This is a genomic window from Halobacillus sp. ABD4_316, from assembly GCF_056161385.1.
Genome location: NZ_JBSWZA010000003.1, coordinates 251,363 through 273,182 on the forward strand (window position 1 = coordinate 251,363; position 21,820 = coordinate 273,182).

At 47.6% G+C, this 21,820-nt stretch carries 21 protein-coding genes; 6 read left to right on the top strand and 15 right to left on the bottom strand.

The annotated features are described in order from the left end of the window. Positions 1–18 precede the first annotated feature (18 nt). The 11 genes from ACXAJH_RS13810 to ACXAJH_RS13860 form a co-directional block, all read right to left on the bottom strand. Entirely contained in the window at positions 19–1,539 is a 1,521-nt protein-coding gene (locus ACXAJH_RS13810; protein ID WP_474994473.1) for an alkaline phosphatase, read from the bottom strand. A 185-nt stretch (positions 1,540–1,724) separates the two neighbouring features. After that, a complete protein-coding gene (locus tag ACXAJH_RS13815) occupies positions 1,725–1,904 on the bottom strand; it encodes a hypothetical protein (protein WP_474967461.1) in 180 nt (59 codons plus the stop codon). A gap of 70 nt (positions 1,905–1,974) precedes the next feature. Further along, positions 1,975–2,817 (bottom strand): cupin domain-containing protein, encoded by an 843-nt coding sequence (locus tag ACXAJH_RS13820; RefSeq protein ID WP_474972015.1) that lies wholly within the window; start codon positions 2,815–2,817, stop codon positions 1,975–1,977. 101 nt (positions 2,818–2,918) lie between these two features. After that, entirely contained in the window at positions 2,919–4,367 is a 1,449-nt protein-coding gene (locus ACXAJH_RS13825) for a protein adenylyltransferase SelO (protein ID WP_474994278.1), read from the bottom strand. A gap of 248 nt (positions 4,368–4,615) precedes the next feature. Further along, positions 4,616–5,353 (bottom strand): amino acid ABC transporter ATP-binding protein, encoded by a 738-nt coding sequence (locus ACXAJH_RS13830; protein WP_474972017.1) that lies wholly within the window; start codon positions 5,351–5,353, stop codon positions 4,616–4,618. 12 nt (positions 5,354–5,365) lie between these two features. Then, complete coding sequence (locus ACXAJH_RS13835) at positions 5,366–6,067, bottom strand: amino acid ABC transporter permease (RefSeq protein WP_027955788.1); 702 nt, start codon at positions 6,065–6,067, stop codon at positions 5,366–5,368. After that, positions 6,054–6,890 (bottom strand): amino acid ABC transporter substrate-binding protein, encoded by an 837-nt coding sequence (locus ACXAJH_RS13840; RefSeq protein WP_474967458.1) that lies wholly within the window; start codon positions 6,888–6,890, stop codon positions 6,054–6,056. Before ACXAJH_RS13840 ends, ACXAJH_RS13835 begins: the two co-directional genes overlap by 14 nt. A gap of 192 nt (positions 6,891–7,082) precedes the next feature. Further along, positions 7,083–8,270 carry a cation:proton antiporter gene (locus tag ACXAJH_RS13845; RefSeq protein WP_474991160.1) on the bottom strand — a complete coding sequence of 396 codons (1,188 nt, stop codon included), beginning with the start codon at positions 8,268–8,270 and terminating at the stop codon, positions 7,083–7,085. Positions 8,271–8,354: 84 nt separating this feature from the next. Continuing rightward, a complete protein-coding gene (locus ACXAJH_RS13850; protein ID WP_474994279.1) occupies positions 8,355–8,477 on the bottom strand; it encodes a hypothetical protein in 123 nt (40 codons plus the stop codon). Between the two features lie 30 nt (positions 8,478–8,507). Continuing rightward, positions 8,508–8,972, bottom strand: coding sequence for a divergent PAP2 family protein (locus tag ACXAJH_RS13855; RefSeq protein ID WP_027955785.1), 465 nt, complete (start codon positions 8,970–8,972; stop codon positions 8,508–8,510). Between the two features lie 73 nt (positions 8,973–9,045). After that, a complete protein-coding gene (locus tag ACXAJH_RS13860; protein ID WP_474994281.1) occupies positions 9,046–10,032 on the bottom strand; it encodes a DUF3231 family protein in 987 nt (328 codons plus the stop codon). Between the two features lie 285 nt (positions 10,033–10,317). On the opposite strand from ACXAJH_RS13860, the gene ACXAJH_RS13865 reads away from it, so the two are divergent. Both ACXAJH_RS13865 and ACXAJH_RS13870 read left to right on the top strand, forming a co-directional pair. After that, complete coding sequence (locus tag ACXAJH_RS13865; RefSeq protein WP_474967454.1) at positions 10,318–11,655, top strand: sugar porter family MFS transporter; 1,338 nt, start codon at positions 10,318–10,320, stop codon at positions 11,653–11,655. Between the two features lie 175 nt (positions 11,656–11,830). Beyond that, the gene (locus tag ACXAJH_RS13870; protein ID WP_474967453.1) at positions 11,831–13,351 is read left to right on the top strand and encodes a BCCT family transporter; all 1,521 of its coding nucleotides are present in this window, start codon (positions 11,831–11,833) and stop codon (positions 13,349–13,351) included. Positions 13,352–13,501: 150 nt separating this feature from the next. Here ACXAJH_RS13870 and ACXAJH_RS13875 read toward each other — a convergent pair whose 3' ends face one another. From ACXAJH_RS13875 to ACXAJH_RS13885, 3 genes are all read right to left on the bottom strand, one after another. Further along, a complete protein-coding gene (locus ACXAJH_RS13875; RefSeq protein ID WP_474967452.1) occupies positions 13,502–14,701 on the bottom strand; it encodes a DUF819 family protein in 1,200 nt (399 codons plus the stop codon). 206 nt (positions 14,702–14,907) lie between these two features. Beyond that, on the bottom strand, positions 14,908–15,369 hold the full coding sequence (locus tag ACXAJH_RS13880; protein WP_474967451.1) for a flavodoxin: 462 nt from the start codon (positions 15,367–15,369) through the stop codon (positions 14,908–14,910). A 3-nt stretch (positions 15,370–15,372) separates the two neighbouring features. Continuing rightward, complete coding sequence (locus ACXAJH_RS13885; protein ID WP_474967450.1) at positions 15,373–15,756, bottom strand: hypothetical protein; 384 nt, start codon at positions 15,754–15,756, stop codon at positions 15,373–15,375. Between the two features lie 420 nt (positions 15,757–16,176). Between ACXAJH_RS13885 and ACXAJH_RS13890 the strand changes: the two genes are divergently transcribed. Continuing rightward, positions 16,177–16,491, top strand: coding sequence for a hypothetical protein (locus tag ACXAJH_RS13890; protein ID WP_474994283.1), 315 nt, complete (start codon positions 16,177–16,179; stop codon positions 16,489–16,491). 134 nt (positions 16,492–16,625) lie between these two features. On the opposite strand, the gene ACXAJH_RS13895 is transcribed toward ACXAJH_RS13890, so the two are convergent. Then, a complete protein-coding gene (locus ACXAJH_RS13895) occupies positions 16,626–18,815 on the bottom strand; it encodes an ATP-dependent helicase (RefSeq protein WP_474994285.1) in 2,190 nt (729 codons plus the stop codon). A 198-nt stretch (positions 18,816–19,013) separates the two neighbouring features. Between ACXAJH_RS13895 and ACXAJH_RS13900 the strand changes: the two genes are divergently transcribed. From ACXAJH_RS13900 to ACXAJH_RS13910, 3 genes are read left to right on the top strand one after another with little or no spacing between them, the layout of a single operon-like run. Beyond that, a complete protein-coding gene (locus tag ACXAJH_RS13900) occupies positions 19,014–19,187 on the top strand; it encodes a hypothetical protein (protein WP_202409778.1) in 174 nt (57 codons plus the stop codon). Between the two features lie 59 nt (positions 19,188–19,246). Beyond that, positions 19,247–20,569, top strand: a complete 1,323-nt coding sequence (locus ACXAJH_RS13905; protein WP_474994286.1) for a glycoside hydrolase family 18 protein — start codon at positions 19,247–19,249, stop codon at positions 20,567–20,569. Between the two features lie 59 nt (positions 20,570–20,628). Further along, positions 20,629–21,804: a DUF4317 domain-containing protein gene (locus ACXAJH_RS13910; protein WP_474972021.1), complete on the top strand. Its 1,176-nt coding sequence runs from the start codon at positions 20,629–20,631 to the stop codon at positions 21,802–21,804. Positions 21,805–21,820 lie beyond the last annotated feature (16 nt).

Consider the following 21,820-nt stretch of genomic DNA (forward strand, 5'->3'; position numbering starts at 1 on the left):
CCTTTATCCCGCAGTTTGTTACACTTTCAGCTGTTTCCTTCTAAAGAAAAGAATGACACCTGCGGCCCCGGCGACAGCTGCGCCGTCCAGCAGCCCCAACGGATAGGAGGTGGCTGTATCAGCCAGAGGTGCACCTTCTTCTTCCTCTTCCGCACCATTCAGCAGTTCAAAAATGATTTTAGCATTGTCCGTATTGTCAATAAATCCAGAGAAGCGATCCGAGGCCGGACCATAGGCATATACCGGAACATCCACACCTGTATGTCCGTCGGTTGTCCATCCTGTACCGGACCGCTTGTTGAAGATGTCCTCAATCGCATTATCCACATCTACCATTTTTTCCTCATCGTCTCCATTATTTACAGCATCCTGAACGGACATGATCTCTTCTTCTGTTAATTCGAAATCGATAGACTCCGTCAAGGTTTCCTCTACGTCAGCCCCCTCTTCCACAATCTGTCCGGCCATATAATCAGGCGTATGGGAAGCGGCATGGATGACATCGGGATCCCATTTATAGGGACCACCTTCTCCAAGGGAAAACCCTCCTGTAGAATGGTCCGCAGTTGTAACAACCAGTGTTTCTTCATCCTCTTCAGCAAAAGCCATCACTTTCTCGAAAGCTCCTTCGAAATCTTCCATTTCACTCATGGCAGCTACGACATCATTGTCATGTCCGGCCCAGTCAATCTGGCTTCCTTCCACCATAAGGAAGAAGCCTTCTTCATTGTTTTTCAACTTATCAAGAGCAGTTTCTGTCATATCAGCGAGAGAAGGCTGCTCTTCCGGACGGTCGATAGCCTTATCCAATCCAACAGGAGCAAAAAGGCCAAGCACTTGCTCTGCTTCAGAATCCGCCATCTCCTCGGCCGTCGTCACATAATCATAGCCGTCTTCCTGAAATTCCTTAGTCAGGTCACGGTCATCACGAATAAAATAATCCGTTCCACCACCGAGAAGGACATCAACCTTATGAGCTCCGTCAATCTGATCGTCGAAGTAATCATCAGCAATGTCATTATAATTCTGGCGGGACTCATCGTGTGTTCCGTAAGCAGCAGGTGTGGCATGATTGATTTGGGAGGTAGCAACAAGACCTGTGGACATCCCCTTTTCCTTGGCCGCCTCCAGCACTGTCTTCGTATCATCCTTCTCCAGATCTTTGGCAATGGCTCCGTTGTACGTTTTCACCCCGGAAGACATGGAGGTAGCCGTCGCTGCGGAATCCGGAATATTCTCCTTTTCATCCTCTTCGCCGCCATCGTGATAAGGATCATGGGAATAGACCGACTGCATCCCAACAAGATAGGGATCAAAAGCCGTCGGCTCCATGTCCTTGGTGTCCGGATCATCTTTAAAGTAACGGTACCCGGTCGTATAGGCAGGCCCCATCCCGTCACCAACCATGAATATGACGTTCTTCACTTCTTCGTTGTGATCTTCAGCACTTATGTATGATGGGGAATCAGCCGTTCCAAAAAACAGGCAGGACAAGGCGGTCACAGACAATACTTTCTTTGCAAGCTGTTTGTTCAAAATAATTTCCCTCCGTTCATGTGATTACATGGTTCATACTAGTAGCCTTATGTTAATGACAGAATAAGTAATGGTAAGAATGAGTTAATTCCACGTAATAATTATGTAAATCCTTATATAGTGTACCCGGAATCCATCCCCTACTTCCGCATAAAAAAAGTACGTTCCCATAAGGGGAAACGTACCTTTTAATGGTCTTCATGACTGGAATCTGCTGGTTTCACCGTTAAAGCGGTTGCAATGATAAAAAGACATGTATTGATCCAGAGCATCACACCGTTCCAGTTGTTTTCAAAAAGGGTGACATTCACAAGGGCCATCCCCTGCATCATGAAAATAATCAGCAGTAAAAAATACGAGAGCTTCATGTTATCCCCCCTGTTTATTTCAATTATTACAAAAGGGGAATCGAACCTCAAGCTTTCTCGCGACAAACCTTTATTCTTCAGCCTCCGCAGCCAACGCATCCGCTTTTGTCTTATGGACCGTGCCGAATGGATGCTCTGGAGGAGCGTAGATGGAATACAGCTTCATAGGAACGTCCCCGGTATTTGTTACGTTATGCCACATTCCTGCTGGAATCATAATTGCATAGTCATCCGAAACTTCCCGTTCAAATGTAAGCTGGTCTTTTTCAGGTCCGATTTGTACTTTCCCACGTCCCTGCTCCAGACGGAGAAACTGATCAACATCCGGATGAATCTCAAGGCCGATATCATCTCCGACACCGATGCTCATTAAAGTGACCTGAAGATCGTCTCCCGTCCAGATGGCTGTGCGGAACGTATCGTTTTGAACGGTCGCTTTTTCGATATCCAGCACATAAGGCTGGCCGCCGAAGTCCACAGTCGTTCCTGTTTCTTCCTGACGGGTCAACAATCTGTACCACCGGCCTGCTTCGTCGGCATTACTTTGACAGGCACGCTGAAGACACGGTTCACATGGGGTGCCCTGCAGTGCCCTGAACGCCTGCTGATCATAATTATAGTGATTGAGCTTCATTTCATATGCTTTCTGCAGTCCATCCTGATACGTATTGAAAGCTGGCGGTACGGCCTTGAGAGAAGGCTGCCTTCCTGTCATCTGTCTATAAAGGACGGTCTGCTCATTCAAAACAGCTGATTCTTTTTCAAAAGCCTGCCTGATGACGGATTGGTCAGCAGCAGGAGCATACGAAAAAAGGCGCTGATAAAAATGGGCGGCGGCCGCTTTGGAAGCGATGCTGTTCTGCAGAATATCTCCAGCCGTCTCCTGCCTGTTCATAGGTGGGTATGGATACACATGGATCTTCCCTTCCTTACAATCTCGCCTTATCTTATGCAGAGAGGGGCAGGAACGTACATCCATTAAAAAACCGGTCTCAAAGAAGAGACCGGTTTTCTTTATGTGCCGCAATACGTGCGGTACGGCTGATCCGACGGCTCTGGAGGCTGGGCGTACTCCTCCTGCGCATCGGAATAGGCGTAAGGGTTTTTCAGTTGTTCCATCAGCTGATGCATCACCGAATAGTCATCCTCTTGAATGACTGCTTCCAACGCCTCTTCTACTCTATGGTTCCTGGGAATGATGGCAGGATTGGCCTTCTTCATTGTTTCAAAAGCGAGGTGCAGCGGCTGCTCCTGTCGTTCGAGACGTTTTTTCCATTGATCATACCAGCTTGAAAAAGCGACGGAATGATACATCGGCAGCTCTTCCGGTCGATCAAGCGTCAACGCTCTGAAGGTGTTCGTATAGTCCGATTCCTGCTTTTTCATGATATCCAGAAGATCATCCATCAAGGCTCGATCCTGGCTTTCCTCACTTAAGAATCCGAGCTTATCCCTCATCCCGTTGACCCAGTGTGTTTGGAAATAGGAGCCATAGCGGCTGAGGATTTCCTGAGCCGTTTCGACAGCGGCTTCTTCTTCGTCATCAAGAATCGGTATCAAGGCTTCAGCCAGACGGGCAAGGTTCCACTGAGCGATAGGCGGCTGGTTTTGATAGGCATACCGTCCCTGAGTATCGATGGAACTGAATACTGTTTCCGGGTGATACACGTCCATAAAGGCACAAGGTCCGTAATCAAATGTCTCCCCGCTGATCGCCATGTTATCGGTATTCATCACCCCGTGGATGAAGCCTGTCAGCTGCCATTGGGCAATCAGCGCCGCCTGTTTTTCCACGACCTTCTCATAAAAAGCGGCATACCTGTTTTCTTCTCCTGCCACTTCAGGATAGTGGCGCTGGATGGCGTAATCGGCCAACAGTCGAAGGGCGTCCACATCACCAAGGCCGGCGGCATATTGGAACGTGCCCACGCGTAGGTGGCTGCTGGAGACGCGGGTTAAAACCGCTCCTGGAATTTCAATTTCCCTTTGGATATGTTCTCCGGTTGTCGTAACAGCCAGAGTCCGATTCGTCGGAATACCGAGTCCATACATGGATTCACTGATCATGTATTCCCGCAGCATCGGGGCGAGTCCTGCACGACCATCGCCACGTCTTGAAAACGGGGTGCGTCCGGCTCCCTTCAATTGGATATCCAATCGTCTTCCCTTATTCGTGACCTGTTCACCAAGAAGGACGGCCCGGCCGTCCCCAAGCATCGTAAATTGACCGAATTGGTGACCGGCATAGGCCTGGGCAATCGGGTCAGCTCCGTCTGGAAGCTCATTTCCACTCCATAGTTCCGGGTGTTGTTTGGAATCATCCGGGAGGCCGAGTTCTGCGGCCAGATCATCGTTAAAAACGACGCAGGCCGGATTTTTGACTGGTGTCGGTTCCACTTTGGCATAAAAATGTTCCGGAAGCAGTTGATAGCTGTGCTTTAAGTTCCATCCTGTCTGTGTCATGGAATCTCCTTCATTCATAGTAGTGTTATCGTTAACCCTAACATAATTTTCCCCTCGATGCTTAAGATCCTGCATGTGGACGGTCACACTCCTCTGGTGCTGTGGCAGGGGAACGGACCTATCCTTTGACTTGGCCAAATGAGGATTGATCAGAGCATGCTGCACATCCATTTTACAGCATCAAAAAAAAAGACTGCCGAGAATCTTCTCGACAGTCCGCGTCTCTTCTGAAGAAGCCGGGTTCCTGTTTATTGCCCGATCCGCTGAAGAAACTGCTGGGTCCTGGGTTCCTTGGTAGAATGGAACACCTCATCCGGGGTCCCCTCTTCCACAATGGTTCCTTGATCCATGAAAATAACGCGGTCCGCTACTTCTTCGGCGAACTTCATTTCGTGGGTGACGACGACCATCGTCATCCCTTCTTCCGCCAGTTCCTTCATGACGTCAAGAACGTCCGCCACAAGTTCAGGGTCAAGAGCAGATGTCGGCTCATCAAACAAGATGACCTCTACACCTGTCGCCAGAGCGCGGGCGATGCCGACACGCTGCTGCTGCCCTCCGGAAAGCTGGTGGGGATACACATCCAGTTTGTCCCCCAATCCCACCTTGTTCAAAATATCAGCCGCTTTTTTCTTCGCTTCTGTTTTAGGCGTCTTCTGAACCGTTACAGGGCCTTCCATCACATTCTGGACAGCGGTTAAATGAGGGAAAAGATTATGGTTTTGGAACACCATTCCGGTCTGCTTCCTGAATTCCACCAGCTGCTTTTTCTTCTGGGGACGGCTGAAATCAAGGGAGCGTTCCCCAATGGTGATTTCACCGGATTCCGGGGTCTCCAATATGTTCAATGAACGAAGCAGCGTCGTCTTCCCTGACCCTGAAGGTCCGATAACAACGATCACTTCCCCGCGGTTCACGTTCATATCAATGTCTTTCAGCACATGAAGGTCACCGAAATATTTATTCAGTTGATTTACTTTTATCATTGTATCAGCCTCCTACTTTGCGACATATCTTTCCATTCGATTTTCAACCCGGTCCTGAACAAACGAAAGAGCCACACAGATCATCCAGTAGATGAGGGCTGCTTCGGAATAAACGAGTAGAAATTCGTAATTTTGAGCAGCAATTTCCTGAGATTTCCGGAACATTTCCGTGTACGTAATGGTTGAAGCGAGCGACGTATCCTTGATCAGACTGATAAACGAGTTGGAAAGCGGTGGGATGGACACCCTTGTCGCCTGAGGCAGAATGACACGCTTCAACGCCTGTGCGGTTGTCATCCCGATAGACTCGGAGGCTTCCCACTGTCCTTTCGGGATGGATAGAATAGCTGCTCTAATAATTTCAGAGTTATACGCCCCCATGTTCAGGGAGAAACCGATAATCGCTGAATAAAAAGGACTGATGGTCACGCCAAGAGATGGTAGACCGAAAAAGATTATGAATAACTGCACGAGAAGCGGGGTGCCGCGAATGATGGAAACATAAGCGCGGGCCACGCCCCGGAAAAACTTCACGTTCGACAAACGCATCAATGCTGTGATGACAGCGAGCACGATCCCAATAGCGAATGTGATCAGCGTCAAAGGAATTGTATAATATAAAGCCCCTTTCACCAAAGGGAGAAAAGAGCTTGTAAAAATGTCCAGGTATTTTTCCTGCATGTCAGGGTTGGTGAATAGATTACTTAGATACATCTTCACCAAACCACTTCTCGGAAATTTCGAGGTATGTGCCGTCTTCCTTCATTTCTTTTAAGGCTTCATTGACAGCTTCCACAAGTTCCTCATTTCCTTTTCTGAACAACAGACCGCTTTCAGAAGCTTCATCCGCACGAGCGGCAATTTTCACCGGAGCCTCCGGGCGCTGCTGCATATAGTCCAGAACAGACAGACGGTCATTGACTGTTGCTTCAATGCGGTTGCTCGCAATCATCTGCATGGATTCGTTAAAGCCTTCCACCCCTGTAATTTCTGCGTTGTTGGCTTCTGCGATATCACGGTAGTTACTCGTCAGAGACTGAGCTGTATTGACGCCTTCCAAATCTTCAAAGGATTGAATGGAGTCATTGGCTTCGTTGGTCACCACGACCGCTGATGTCTGGATGTAAGGATTGGAGAAATCATACTTCTCCTGACGATCTTCCCTGATTCCGACTTGGTTGGCTACCATATCAAAACGTCCCGCATTCAGGCCAGCAAACATGGAATCCCATTTCGTCTCATTGAATACCGCTTCTACTCCGAGACGGTCTGCGACTTCCCTGGCGATTTCTACATCAAAACCGGTCAATTCATCATTATCATCATGGAACGTATACGGACGATAGGTTCCTTCTGTTCCAATGACGAGTTCCCCATTATCCTGGATTTCTTTCAGAAGGTTTTCCTCTCCGTTCCCTTCTGTTTCAGAGGATTCTCCCCCTTCCGATGTATTTTGGCTTTCCTCCCCACTTGTTCCGCAGGCAGCCAGAACAAGGGCAAGAAAACCGATCGATAATAACCATGTTAATTTTTTCATTTTATTTTCCCTCCGTAATACCAAGTAAATTTATAAGTTTTAATGACTTAGGTATCATAATTCAGATGATATGTCGATGTCAATCGATTGAACTCTTTCTTTTATCCTTTTCCAAATGCCGTAAATTAACCAGCATACAGTCTTGTTCCTAAAGCATAAACAGAGCGGGATCCTCATGGGACCCCGCTCTGTTTATGCTTTCAATAGTTTTTTTGAAATCGGTGCAACACCTGCGCTCTGAAGGATAAGCGAGATGATCACAACAGCGAAGGCAAGCGCTGTAAAGGCACCTCCTCCGCCCACTTCGGCTTCAAATGATAAAATGAGAAAAATGGACATCGTTCCCTTTAAACCAGCCCATGTCAAAAGCGCAGACTCGCGCCAGCTGATTTTCCTCCGCCAGTTGGGGAACAGCTGCGTAGAACCGGCAATGACGATGAACCGAACGACTATGGACAGAAGAAAAACGACAGCGGCCAGTCCCCAAAGCGTCGAAACGAGATACCCTGCGGCTTCAATCCCAATCAACAGAAACAATAAAGAAAGGGCCGACGTTTCTACAACTCCCCAGAAACCGTCAAGGGTTTCTTTAAAGTGCTCTTCCTTAATCGTTCTTCCGTATTCAAAAGACAGCATCAGACCAGCGGATACGACTGCAAGCACACCGGAAACTTCGAGATATTCAGCCAGGTTAAAAATCCCGTAGGCCAGGACGATGCTCAGCATAACCTGGTATTCACGGTTGTGCGTGTAATGGACCCCTTTACTGATCAACCAGCCAAAGGCCACTCCGAGAGCGATCCCCCCGAAGGAAACGAGTACGAACTCACCAAAAAAGGACAGCAGGGAGACATCGGACTTCCCTGTATACATCCCCATCAGAACAGAAAAAATGACAATGCTGGTTCCGTCATTTAAAAGGGACTCTCCTTCCACAACATCCGCCATCTTGTCATCACTCGTCGAGTTCTTCAAGATCGACACGACAGAAACCGGGTCTGTCGGAGTCAGAACAGCCGCCATCAACATCGCCCCTGTCAGGGACAGGGAAAGGAATGGACCGGTCACCGCATAAATCGCAGCCCCCAGAATACCCACAGTTCCTATGATGCCGATGGAAGCCAGAAAGATAATCAACGGGCTGTTTCTTTTGAATCCCTCCGGAGGGAAGCGGTACGCAGATACAAATAACAGAGCGGGAAGAAATACATGATAAATCAGATGCTCTGTTACCTCAATGGTTGAAAAGTAGGGAAGAAACGACAAACCGACCCCAATAAACACCAGGATCATGGGAACAGGAAGGTTTTCCTGCTTTTTGTCCAGGGTGAAGATAAGATAACCGATCAATAACAGCAGAATCGTTTGATTGATGGACATAGGATCCCCCCTTTTTTTCATCTCTCCATTTTCCGATGTTCCTAAACATGAAAAACCCGGCTATATGCCGGGTCTTCCCATTATTTATGACTTCTGTTTTTTTGCCAGCTGTGCTTTGACCTGGTTGTACGAAAAGCCGGACAACACATTCAAGCGCTTCACTTCATCCACGTTCGTCCTTGAACGCCGACCTGCTGTTTTTCCCATAAGCTCCACCTCCTTACATGAGGGTGACGCTTATCCTTCCACGCGTGCGGAAGCATAACCGAGCGCAATACCTAAAAGGGCTCCTCCCAGGACTTCAACAGGCTGATGTCCAAGCAGTTCTTTCAATTCTTTTTCACGCTCTACAAATTCAAGGCTGGGAAAATCACCGGATATTTGAGCGACGTTATCTTCAAGGTCGTTGACCAGCTGGGCGATTTCTCCCGTATGTCTGCGGATGCCCTGTGCATCATACATCACGATGACACCAAAAATAACAGCCAGGGCGGTTTCTGTATGACGAGACCCTTTATTCGCTGCAATATAGGAGGCAAGCGCGGCTACACCTGCAGAATGGGAGCTTGGCATTCCGCCGGTGGTCGCCACCTGTTTCACGTCCCACACCCCATGCACTCGTTTATGGGTGACAATTTTCAATGCCTGTGCGATTCCGATCGCTGACAGTGCTGTAACTATTCCTCGGTTCATTTTGTTCATGGTTTACACCCTCCCATTCAGACTACCATGTACCTTCCCGTTAAAAAGTCTCTTTATTCAATCAGGAAGATGATTAATGTTTTTCTGTCTGGGGAGGCTCTTCCATCCATCCGTGTTTAATCATCAATTTTGCCCCTTTATGGGCATATTCAAAAATATCCTTCATAAATAAGGAAAGTTTCGCCGGCAGGTCATTCCGGAGACTGAAAGCTGTTCCCAGCGAATTCCCTCCTAATGAGAAGCTGCAGAACAGACTGACACAATACAGCATCATTTTATCTGAAAATGGAGAGAGATGGGACTGGGTGACATTGCCGCCGGAGGTCATCGGAGCAGGCGTGTCATTTTCAAACATGATTGTGGTCAGCTGCTTTACAATCCCTTTAGCCAGATTTCCGCCTTCATGGAAATATTTTCTCGTTTCAGGTTCTTTGGCCACCTGTGAAAAACCGTAAATCATCTGCATACCGATGATATTGGACTCAATTGCGTGATGGATATGGGTCATTTCCACTGTATTCAACGCTCGTCTCCCTTGGATCGGCTTGAACAATTTCAGGTAGTCCTTATCGTGTACATGCTCCACCGGCTTTTGGATGGAGACATAAGGAGCATGTGGAAGAAGTCCTTTTTTAAGCAGATACTGGGTGCACTTTTCATAATATTTTTGTGTAAGGTAGGTTAATTCACGATACATTTCAATAATATCCTTCTGATAAGACATCGTCAGGTTCAGCGTATGCATCCCCATACTGATTTCTTTCACAAGCCGGACGAACATGATATCAAAACCATTATCGTAGAGTTTTGGAACCTCTTTTGTCACATCGTCCTTCGTAAATCCAACCGGCACTTCAAGGCCATGCTTTTCAAATATTTTTTCTATCTTCTCCGCATAGGGTTCAATGTCCTTCTGCAGATGGACCATAATCTTTTCCGCTTCCCGGTCATCCGCTTTTTCTATAAAATAGTCCAGCATCCTGAGAATCATGGTCTTTTGCTGGTAGGTCATCCATAACGTCCCGATTTCGGCAGAAGAAAGTTGAGAATTGTCCGCCATACTGACTCCTCCAATTTGGATTGCACTAAAAACTTCTGTATCCACGTGCTTTTGTTTTAGTCTGAGCTAAATCCCGTTTTTCATCCTGCAACCTGCTGAAAAGACGAAACCCACCTCTATCCACTGTTGTCAGAAGAAAAGCATCAATATTTTTCACTGATCCAAAATCCCCATACCAGAGGAATATGAAATCGGTATCATGAAAAATCAGGAAGGAGTTGTTGTTTTTAACAAAGGATTTCGTGGTAGAACCCATTTAGCAGATTAAAAAAAGGTGGTCATGTTATGAATCGTTCAATAAGCAAAGGGTGGATTTTCTTTTTCGGTGCCCTTGGCGGATTATTATATGGGTATGATACCGGTGTCATTTCCGGAGCCCTCTTATTCATCAGTGATGATATCCCACTGACAGACTTCCTGGAAGGGCTTGTCGTCAGTTCTCTCCTCGTCGGGGCTATTGTTGGTGCAGGTTTGAGCGGCTACGTTTCCGACCGGTTCGGACGAAGAAAAGTGGTGTTTACGATCGCTTTGATCTACATAGCCGGGTCTTTTGTCCTTGCATTTGCACCGAACGTTCCCATGCTCGTCACAGGTCGGGTCATCCTGGGACTGGCAGTCGGCGGGTCAACGGCCATTGTACCGGTTTATCTATCGGAAATGGCGCCGACGGATTCTCGTGGTGCGCTGGGGTCATTGAACCAGTTAATGATTACCATCGGGATTGTCCTTGCCTATCTTGTGAACTATGCCTTCGCACCTGTTGAAGGCTGGCGCTGGATGCTCGGTCTTGCTGCGGTTCCTGCCGTCGTTCTTGCTGTAGGCGTCATGTTTATGCCGGAAAGTCCGAAATGGCTCCTTAAACAGAATCGGGAGAAAGAAGCGCGCAAAGTGATGGGATTGACAAGAGACGAGAAAGAAATTGAGAAAGAAATGGAACAGATGAAGAAAATCGAAGCGGAAAAAGAAGGCACCTGGGATGTCCTGAAAGCTAAATGGGTCCGTCCCATGCTTCTTGTCGGAAGCGGAATTGCTATATTCCAGCAGCTGATCGGGATAAATGCGGTCATCTATTATGCTCCTACCATCTTTACAGAAGCAGGACTGGCCGATTCTGCTTCCATTCTTGGAACCGTTGGGATTGGAGTACTGAACGTACTGATGACACTCGTGGCTATTGCAACGATCGATAAACTCGGAAGGAAAAAGCTGCTGCTGATCGGGAACGCCGGGATGGTCACAAGTCTTGCCGTTCTGGCTGCCATCTTATTTACAGCCGAACTTACCACAGCTGTTGCCTGGCTGACAGTCGTTTTTCTTGGCTTGTTCATCATCTTCTTCTCCGCTACATGGGGACCTGTCGTCTGGGTCATGCTGCCGGAGTTGTTTCCGACTAAAGCGAGAGGGGCTGCCACAGGCTTTACGACACTGCTGCTGTCCGCCGCCAACCTGGTCGTCTCCCTCTTCTTCCCGATTCTACTCGGCGCTATCGGAACCGCGTGGGTATTCGTTCTATTCGCAGTCATCGGTATACTCGCGTTCCTATTCGTTTATACGTATGTACCGGAAACGAAAGGACGAAGCCTTGAAGAAATCGAAAATGATCTACGGGGAAGCACCAGCTGAATCTTCTAAAACTCCCTGCCTTGAGGCAGGGAGTTTTAATATTACGAATATTTCTTCTTTTTTAGAACTTCTGGATTTTATGTTCGGCGTCGTATATAATTCTGTTTATGCACTTTTTATAAAGTTTTTTCTGAACGAACTATACGAACGAGATAAACATTTCAGGAGGAATAACGTGAATAAACTTTCACCCATGTATTGGATTGCTTTAGCAATAGGAATTGTGTTTGTAAGCTGGGGAGCGATTTTCCCTGATCACCTATTAAATACGATGATGACGATTCGGAATGGAATCCTTGACCGTTTTGGCTGGTTCTATCAATTCGCCGTCACCTTCATGCTCATTATTGCCTTCATCATTGCCTTCAGTAAATACGGGAAAATCAAACTTGGTAAAAAAGATGATAAACCCGAGTATACTACTCCGACCTGGTTTGCGATGCTGTTCAGTGCAGGTATGGGAATTACCCTGCTGTTCTACGGATTGACAGAACCGGTCACCCACTATGCCAACCCGCCCGTGGGAGATGCACAGACGATCGAATCAGCTAAACTCGGTCTTGAAATCAGCTATCTGCATTACGGCCTGCACGCCTGGGTCATTTATGCGATTGTATCCCTCGTGCTTGCCTACTTTAAATTTAAAAAAGATAAGCCGGGTCTGATGAGTGCTACCCTTACGCCACTCTTCGGTAACCGCATGAACGGTGTCGCCGGTTATATCGTCGATATCATCGCTGTTTTCGCTACCATCTTTGGTGTCGCCATCTCACTTGGCGTAGGTGCCCAGCAGATCAACAGCGGCCTTGCGTATCTATGGGGCGTGCCGAACAACTACGGCGTCCAGCTTATCATTATGGGAATAACAGCCGTGCTGTTTATCTACTCAGCAGCTTCCGGCCTTTCTAAAGGCATCAAATACATCAGTAACATCAACTTGATTCTGACTGTCGTATTATTTGCAGCTTTCCTGCTGCTCGGACCTACGGGATTTGTATTGGAAACGTATTCCACAACCCTTGGAAACTACATGCAGAACTTCGTTCAGATGGGGATGCGCTTCAGCCCGTTTGATGCAGAAAACAACCAGTGGGTAAAAGACTGGACGATTTTCTACTGGGCCTGGTGGATTTCCTGGACGCCATTTGTGAGTTCCTTCATTGCCCGTGTATCCAAAGGACGTACTGTACGTGAATTTATTGTGGCGGTTGTTATTGCCCCTGCTCTTGTCTGTACCCTTTGGTTCGGCGTGTTCGGTGGAGCCGGCATCTACTTCGACTTTGTGGAAGGCGTCAACGTAGCCGGTCAGTCCATGGAATCTTCCTTGTTCTATGTCTTTGACCAGCTTCCATTCAGCGGTCTGCTTTCCTTTGTAGCCGTTATCCTGATTATGACGTTCTTCATCACATCCGGGGACTCCGCCACATTCGTCCTTGCAATGCAGACGTCCCGCGGAAGCTTGAACCCTCCATTCTTTATGAAATTGAGCTGGGGTATTATCCTGACAGCGATCGCCATGATCTTAATGGGGGCTGGAGGACTTGATGGTCTACAGGCCGCAGCGATCATCAGCGGGTTCCCGTTAACCATTATACTGCTGTTGATGATCGTCAGTCTGCTCAAGTCGTTCAGAGAAGAGTTTAATGAAGCGGCTGGATCGGACTCCGAAGAAGAACAAGATCAAAAGTCTGCTTAACGAAAAGAAGCTGCCATTAGGCAGCTTCTTTATTTGTATCGACGTTTACCAATCTCATGCCTCTCTTTTCTATATCCAGTCCAAACCTACTGTCTCTTCTATAATAAAAACCCGCCTCTCCTGCAAATGCAGATGAGGCGGGTCTTTTATTTAGCCCCCGGCAATCATCCGGGCGAGCTGGCCGCATAGGAGAGCGGCGTACATGCCGACGACGTTTCCGAGAATCCCCATGAGAAGGCCGACTGGCGCAAGAGCCGGCTGGAATACGGACGCTACAATCGGCGCAGAACTTGTCCCGCCAATATTCCCCTGTGATCCGACAGCGACGAAGAACAATGGAGCACGAAGCAGACGGGCAGCAGTGAAAATAAAGAGTATGTGAATAGAAAGCCACACCATTCCCATTAAGAGAAATTCAGGAGCTTGAACAATATCTGCAAGATTCGCTTGAGCCCCTATTCCGGTAAGGAACAGATAAATTCCCATATACCCAATTTTGCTGGCACCATAGTATTCAAGCTTCCTCACCTTCGTAAAGGAAAGCAGGATACCAACAGCGGTAACAAGCAGGAATGTCCAAGTCGATGTGCTCATCACATCAGATTTCGGGATGAATGACAAATCAGCAAACAAACGGATCAAGTATGAACCGGCAAAACCGACCGCCAGAATCGCAAACAACTGTGGCAGCTCCAGCGGTTTAGCGTTGCGTGCCACGTCGGTAGCAATATCTTCGTTGATTTTTTTAATTGTAGAGTTATCTGCCTTGTTCCACTTATTGAATCGATCCTGGAAGTTGGCCAGGGAGATCATGACACCCATCCAGCCGATTCCAACGAGTGTATCGGTCAGAATAATCGGACTTAAAATATCATCCGGGGTCTTGAAGGCTTCTATCATGGCACCCATGTTTCCGGTACCACCGATCCAGCTTCCGGCAAGCGCTCCGACTCCGCGCCAGGCTTCATCAGGAAGCACACCTTGGAACAGGGCGAAAGCAACCGGGCCGCCGACGACGACTCCGAGAGTTCCTGCCAGGAAAACGAGGACCGCTTTTCCGCCGAGTTTCAAAGTGGCCGGAACGTTCGTACTGATCATTAGAAGCAGCAGACCTGCCGGAAGCATATAAGTACTTAAAAAGCTGTAAAGGTCAGAACTCTGCGGGATGATGCCGAATGTCGTCGACAACATCGGAAGAAAATACATCCAGATCAACGGCGGCAGATAGCCGAAGAATTTTTTCAGTGGTGCATAGTCAACTGTCGCTAACATGAAAACAATGCCGACGATAGCTATTAAATAGGCGAAGACCGCCATAGGCTCTTGGATAAGGGCTTGTGTGAAAATCATGATGATACTCCTTTTCTACATAATCCTTTGAATTATCAAACAATTTATGGTTTATAAAAGCCACATTGAGGGAGTATAGCACAGGAAAACCGCTTGAGAAATAAAAAAGTACTGCCATTATTTTTCCAATCCAACCCATAAAAAAGAGGCTCCCTACGGGGGCGCGCATGTAAACGCTCCCCTGTAAAAAGCCACTGTTGAAAAATTTATTTCAATTGTATTAATCGTCCCAGATGTTCGATGATTTCGTCTGTAAAAACCTGCAGACGTGTCAAGTCTTCTTCCTTATCGGGATGCATATCTACTTTCCATCCTTCCGACATCCGCTCTCCACCGACAGCCGTTAACCTGTCTTCAAAAAGGTTCACTGCTTCACAGAACTGCGGGTAGGAGGTATCCCCTGATCCGAATACTGCAATACCTTTACCCGTCAGATCGATGTCTTCCAGGTCTTCGTAGAAATCTTCCACTTCATAAGGCAGATCTCCATCATTCCACGTATAGGATCCTAAAAGGACCGCATCGAAACCGGCGAGAAAATCGGGCTCGATTTCTTCTATTTCTTCCAAGTGGATGTCATGATCTCCTTCGAGACGCTCCTTGATCAAGTCCGCCATTTCCTCCGTATTCCCGGACATGCTGGCAAAGCCAATGAAAATGCGTGCCATAGGTTACACACCCTTTACGAGGCTGTCTTCAAGGTAACCGGAAAGCCGGGCGTGGAGACGTGCATGTGTCCGGAAACTCTCCTCATCTTTCCATTCCAACGCCTGATTGATTTTATACGTGTGATAGTTGAGAGCAAGCTGGATATCCATTTTCGTAGAAACTGCACGGCGGTCATAAAGGTCCTGGACAAACTGGGCGGACATTGGAAAAGCGCCCTCCTCATTTTTCCGCACGAGCACATACCAGCCACGGTTGGCCACAGCGTATGGATTTTGAACAATATGTAAACGATCTCCCTTATCAAACCGGATTGTTTGATGACACGAGCATTGACGACTTCCTTTTTCGTACGTAAAGGATTTGACAACAAATAAGCATTCCTGCATTGTCTTCTCTCCCTTCCTGATTCACACCTATATCATAATTGATAACGATTATCATTGTCAATAAAAAATAAAACGCACAGTCCCCCTGTACGTTTATTCCGTATGAAAGTGTCCGTCCTGGAGCTGTTTTTTAAAGAATGACGCTTTTTTACTGAGCGCCTGCTTTTTCTCTTCCGTCTGCTTATTATAGCCGCCCGCGGATGAGCTTCTGCTATTTAAATATCATTCTCCTTGTCTACATCCGCAGCGATCGCCCGTTTATGACACAGCTGATTGCCGAGAATCCACCTTGTTTTCCTCCCATCCCCTCTGTCATTCAGCTTTCCGGAACGCGATCCCCCCATTAACCCGGACGGGCCGCTTGACTCTTTCCAACATCTTCAAAATAGACTACACTGTCATAAAAAAGGAGGGATCTCTGTGAAACCAACAGCATGGATGCTCCTTGAACTTCTCCGTATTCTCCTGCTGCTTCCATTCATTGGAGCAGTACTCTGGTCTACCGTGCTTGGACCGCTTTACGAAGCTGTCGACGTTCATGATCCATACAGAGTGGTTGGAGCAGCCGGCGTATGGGTCTTTTTATTTATTATATATAGGAATTACCTTCAATTCAGTGGATGGTACAAAGGAAGAGAAAGACGGAAGCTTCCACGCGGTGCCTTGATCACCCTTACGGTTGTATCCCTGCTCATGACTATCGGTCCACTTTTCTTAGGATTGAATGGATTGTGAAGAAATTTCAAAAAAGAGGATACCCTTTGACGGGTATCCTCTTCAGACCGCTGGGATCATCCCCGGCAGTTTTTGAATAATTATTATGCAGGCAAGAGGAGATCGGCCTTCTGGATCTCCGGAACCGCCGGTCTCTACGCTTTTTTCAACAATCCGTTTTCCAGACAGAACGCCAGCAGCAGCTCCTTATATCCATGCTCCTCAAACTGGATTCCGATCTGATCCCCGCCATATTCGGAAATGATGCCCGCTCCGAATTTCCGGTGGGACACCTTCAACCCAAGCTCCATCTCCCCTTCCTTTAGCAGCGATTCATCTGATAAGTCGACAGCCGGACGGACCGGAGCCTTTTTCTTCTTCTCCCCTTCCGGCTGGATAATGCGGCGGACATTCATAAGAAAAATGGACTCTGTAACCCGCTCACTGCCTTTATAGTTATAGGAAAGGAGTTCAAGATGAGAGCGTGCCCGCGTCATGCCGACATAAAACAACCGGACCGCTTCCTCCATCGGCGCGCGGTCTTCACTTCGATACCGCTCCATGTCATCCTTGGAGGGCACCACCCCGTTAATAAGGTCGATCATATAGACATTGTCGTATTCCAGCCCTTTAGCACTGTGGAAGGTCGTCAGAGTCAGGGGAGCTTTATTTTTGTTGTACTTCGACGTCTGAATCAGCTGTTCAAGGTGTTTCAATCTGTCTGCAAAGCCCTTTAATGAACCGAGACCGTGGGCAATTTCCTCAAGGGTGTCCAGAATGCCGAATAGATGCTCCGCATTGAAGCCGAAGTTCTCACACATTTTCGTGACCGCCTTGTCATAACCGAGCTTATCCCGGATCATACGAATGGCCTTGCCGGGCTCCATGGTGTTCATTTCATGGAACCTCTTTTTCGCCTGAGCGAGATTTTTGTCTTGATACGAAGGGATATCCTCTTCTCTCAACACATCAAAAATAGAGGTTGAGAGGTGTGTTCTCTTCAAAAAAGCGATCTGCTTTTTCGTGATATAGCCGTTGAATTTCGTATGAATCCGCTCCAGGATATCCACCCGCTGATCATTATAGCTGAAGCGCATGAAGTTCAATATATCTTCAACGATCCAGTGCTTGAAAAACTTGGCATCAATATCCTTCATATAAAAATCGATACCGGCCTTATCAAGCTTGTCTGCCAGTGGAACCGCTGATGAATTGTTCCGGTATAAAACAGCCGTTTCCTCCCCCGGTGAGGCTGCTTTCACAGCTTCCGCGACATAGGTCAGCTGCTGATCATAATTGCTGAACGTCTGCATCTGGATGGGGGCGTTGGACGGATTTTCCGTAAACATCTGCTTCGGATAGCGGTTTTTGTTCCGTTTAATAAACTGATTGGACGCTTCCACAATTTCCTTCGATGACCGGTAGTTCTGCGACATCGTCATCACGGCAGCATCCTCATAAACCTTCTCGAATTGAAGCAGCTTCGTTACGTCGGATCCCCGCCACATGAAAATCGACTGATCATCATCCGCCACGACACATAAGTTGTTGTGCGGACGCGCCAGAAGCTCCACGATTTCATGCTGGACCACACTGTTATCCTGACTTTCATCGGTCAGCACATATTCAAAGCGGCTCTGATAACGGCCCAGCAGTTCTGCATCTTCTAAAAGAAACTGATGGGCGTACGTAAGCATATCGTCAAAATCGAGCAGAAGCCGATCAGAAACCTGCTGTTTTTTAAACCGCTCGTACTCTTTATACATATCAGCCGCCCGCTTCACCTGACACGAAACCTTCTCCAGCTCTTTCCCTGCCAGCATCCGGTTTTTCACGAAGCTGATGTAAGTCATGAGTTCATCCATTTCATCCTCTGACATCTGCTTCTGATGAATGTCCTCATAGATCTTTTTCAAAATAAACTTTTTGTGGAGCGGTACGTCCGGGCCATGAAAACCCTTTTTGAGTTCTTCATCACTGACACTCCCCTCGACCAGCTGGAAGGCCTCCCCTCTTTTCTGGAGAGTTTCCCGAACGACTTGAAAGGCGAAGCTGTGAATCGTTGAGAAGTGCACCTTTTCATTCGTGAGGGAAGAAAAAAACCGGTCAAAACGATCGGACATGTCCCGGGCCGATGCTTTACTGAAAGTAATCGCCATGATCCGCTCCGGCTTCACCTTTTTCTCAAGAAGCAGGTAGCCGATTTTCATATTCAGTGTCGTCGTCTTCCCGGATCCCGGTGATGCCAGCAGGAGCAGCGGGCCGTCTGTGTGAAGAACCGCCTGCTTCTGGACATCGTTCAGTTTTACTCCCGTGTGTTGTTCCATGTTTGTGAAGAAATCCATATGTTTGTCCCTTTCTGTTCAGGAAAGAAAAAATAGATGGAAAAAGGCCCGCGCCCCTTTTCCATCTACATTTTCCATCATCATTGTTGTTCCATTATACCTCCTTCACCCAATCGATTCCAGATGATTTTCTTCCCTCTTTTTACATGAGATGACCGAAGAAGAAACATACTATCAGGGACAAGGAGGTGGAGAACGATGGCGAAGAAAACAAAGAAAAACCAAGCAGAGCAGAAGAACCAAAAAGGGTTTGCTCCAAAACAGGCCGATGTAGAGTTTTCTGAGGAGTTCGGCAGTGCTGCTGCGAATGAAGCTCATCAGAAAGAAGCGAAAAAAGCCCGCAAATCCAAAAAAGCAAAACAAGATAACTAAATGAATGTAGAGGATTTCCCTTTTTCAGGGGAATCCTCTTTCTATAGTTGGAGGTTATTATGAAACGTACAGGTCTACTTACCATCATTATTTTTTTCTCCCTCTCCACAGCACCTGTCTCTGCAAGCGTCCTCTACACAGTGAAGCCCGGGGACAGCTTATCGAAAATCGCTGCACAGTATGAAACAACGCCAGACCGTTTGAAAACGATAAACGGCATAACGGACAGTTCGCAGATCATGCCCGGGCAGTCCGTGATCATACCTGGGAATGCGTACAACGTAACGACAGGGGATACACTTTGGAAGATTGCCCGGATTCATCAGACGTCCATCCATGCTTTAAAAAAACGAAACAGCATCAGCGGAAGCGTCATCACGCCCGGGCAGAAAATCCATATCCCGCAAAGTCGGAAACAGCCGATTACCGCTGGAGCATTTTTCATTCCGGGCAGCCCAGTAAAAAATCAACAGTCCATCGACTATTATGGGGATTATTTATCTGCCCTCGGCATGTTCGAATACCGGCCGGACGAGAGTGGAGAACTCAGCCGACTGAACGGTGAAGACTCCATATCGCGCACATGGAAAAAAGGCCTGATCCCTCATGCCACCATCACTAATTTAACTAAAGAAGGCTTCGATCCGGATTTGGCCCACCGTCTGCTGTCTAATGAGAAGAAACGAAAAGCGTTGATTGAAAATATCGCCGGCCTCGTGGACGAAAAGCAGTACAAAGGGGTCGTGATCGACTTTGAAAGTCTGCACGAAAAGGACAGGGCTTCTTTCAATACATTCATCCAGCAGCTTTCCACCCGGATTCATAGAATAGGAGGAGAAGTCGGAGCCGCCCTGCCGCCGATGACCGGCGCCTACACCCCTGCCCACCACAAAGCCTATGATTACAACACCATCGGCGGGGCCGTCGACTTCGTTTTTCTTATGACGTACAACTGGCACTGGATGGGTGGGTCGCCCGGCGCCATTGCACCGATCAAGAAGGTGGATGCTGTTATGAACTATGCAGTAACAGCCATGCCGAAAGAGAAAATTTTCTTAGGAATCGCCATGTACGCCTATGACTGGAATACAGAAGATCCTGAAGATGTCCAAGCCTATTCCCAGCAGCGAGCTGTCGATACAGCGATGGAGCACCAACGTCCGATCCATTATGATTTTGAAAAACAAAGTCCGTGGTTTTCCTACACCGATCCTCAGGGCGACATTCATGAAGTGTGGTTCGAGGACGCCCGGTCCATACTGGCCAAATACAGACTCGTGAAAAAATATGATATCCAGGGTGTCGGCGGCTGGAAAACCGGTCTCGATTTCCCTCAAGCCGGCTTCCTGCTTAAAGAAGAATTCACCATAAAAAAACGGTGAAACGCCGCACTTCCAAGCTATGATAAAATGAAAGAATCATAGAGGTAGGAGTGGGATTGATGGATAAAAAAGACATAGCCGGGATCCGGAAACAATTGAAGGTCGACAATGATCTGATGAAGATATCGAATATATTCAACGTCTATATTATGAAGGAATCAACAGACATCTATCATCATCAAAGCCAGCCGTTTGAAATGCTGGACCGCGACCAGCAGGAGCTTTTTATGACCAACTTCAAAAAAGTGCTCACAGGCCAGCTCGATGAAAAGCTGTTCGAACTGAAGTTCAACCAGGAGGCAGAGAATTCCAGCCAGTTCATTCTGCACCGCGGACTCTTGAGCCGGAACGTAGAAGACTGGAAACAGGAAATGCTCGCCATGACGGAAAAAATGATCAAGGACCATCCGTATGAAAAAGATGTCGTCATCACTTTCATACGGGCCGAATACTTAAAACCGACGAGACGACGCAGTGAAGAATCAGAAGAGAGTGACCGCGATGCCGTGTACTCCAACCCGTTTATTCTCTGCAGCGTCAACCAGACGGAAGAGCCGAAAAAGGAAATCCAGTTCGACTATGTTGAAAAAGAATTCAAGTACAATATCCAGGTCGATCCGGTTATTGACTTGAAGCACCCGCTGACGGGATTCATGTTCCCGAGCATTACCGAAGGAACCTCTGATGTCAACCACGTGCTGTACGCCGCCGGCAAAGCCAACGAACCGGACTACTGGTTTATCGAGGATGTCTTAAACGGCGAAGAGATTATGACAGCAAAAGAAGACAAAGCCGTATTTGAGGAAGTCATCCGCGGTGTCGTCGGGGATCAACTGAGTCCATCCACCCTCGCCAATGTATATGGGGAAATCAATAAAGTGGTCGAGGAAAATGAGGATGATACCCCGCCAAAGCTTGATTACCGGGACGTGGAACGGGTATTGAACCAAAGCGGCGAGCAGGTCGAAGGCGAAAAAGTGAAACACGCCTTTCAAATGATCACAGACAACGAAGGATACGAGCTGAAAGCCAGCAGTATCGTTCCTAAATACAAGACGAAATCCATCAAAATCAACACGAAAGTGGCCAACATCTCCATCAGTCCCCAGGATCTGGAGTTTGTCAGACAGGTCAACTACAAAGGGAAACGATGCATTATGATTGAAATTGAAGAAGATGCAGAAATTGACGGATTTAAAATGCTGCCGGAGGCCTTCGGAAACGAACCCTCCTGAAAAAAAGGAGTGGACA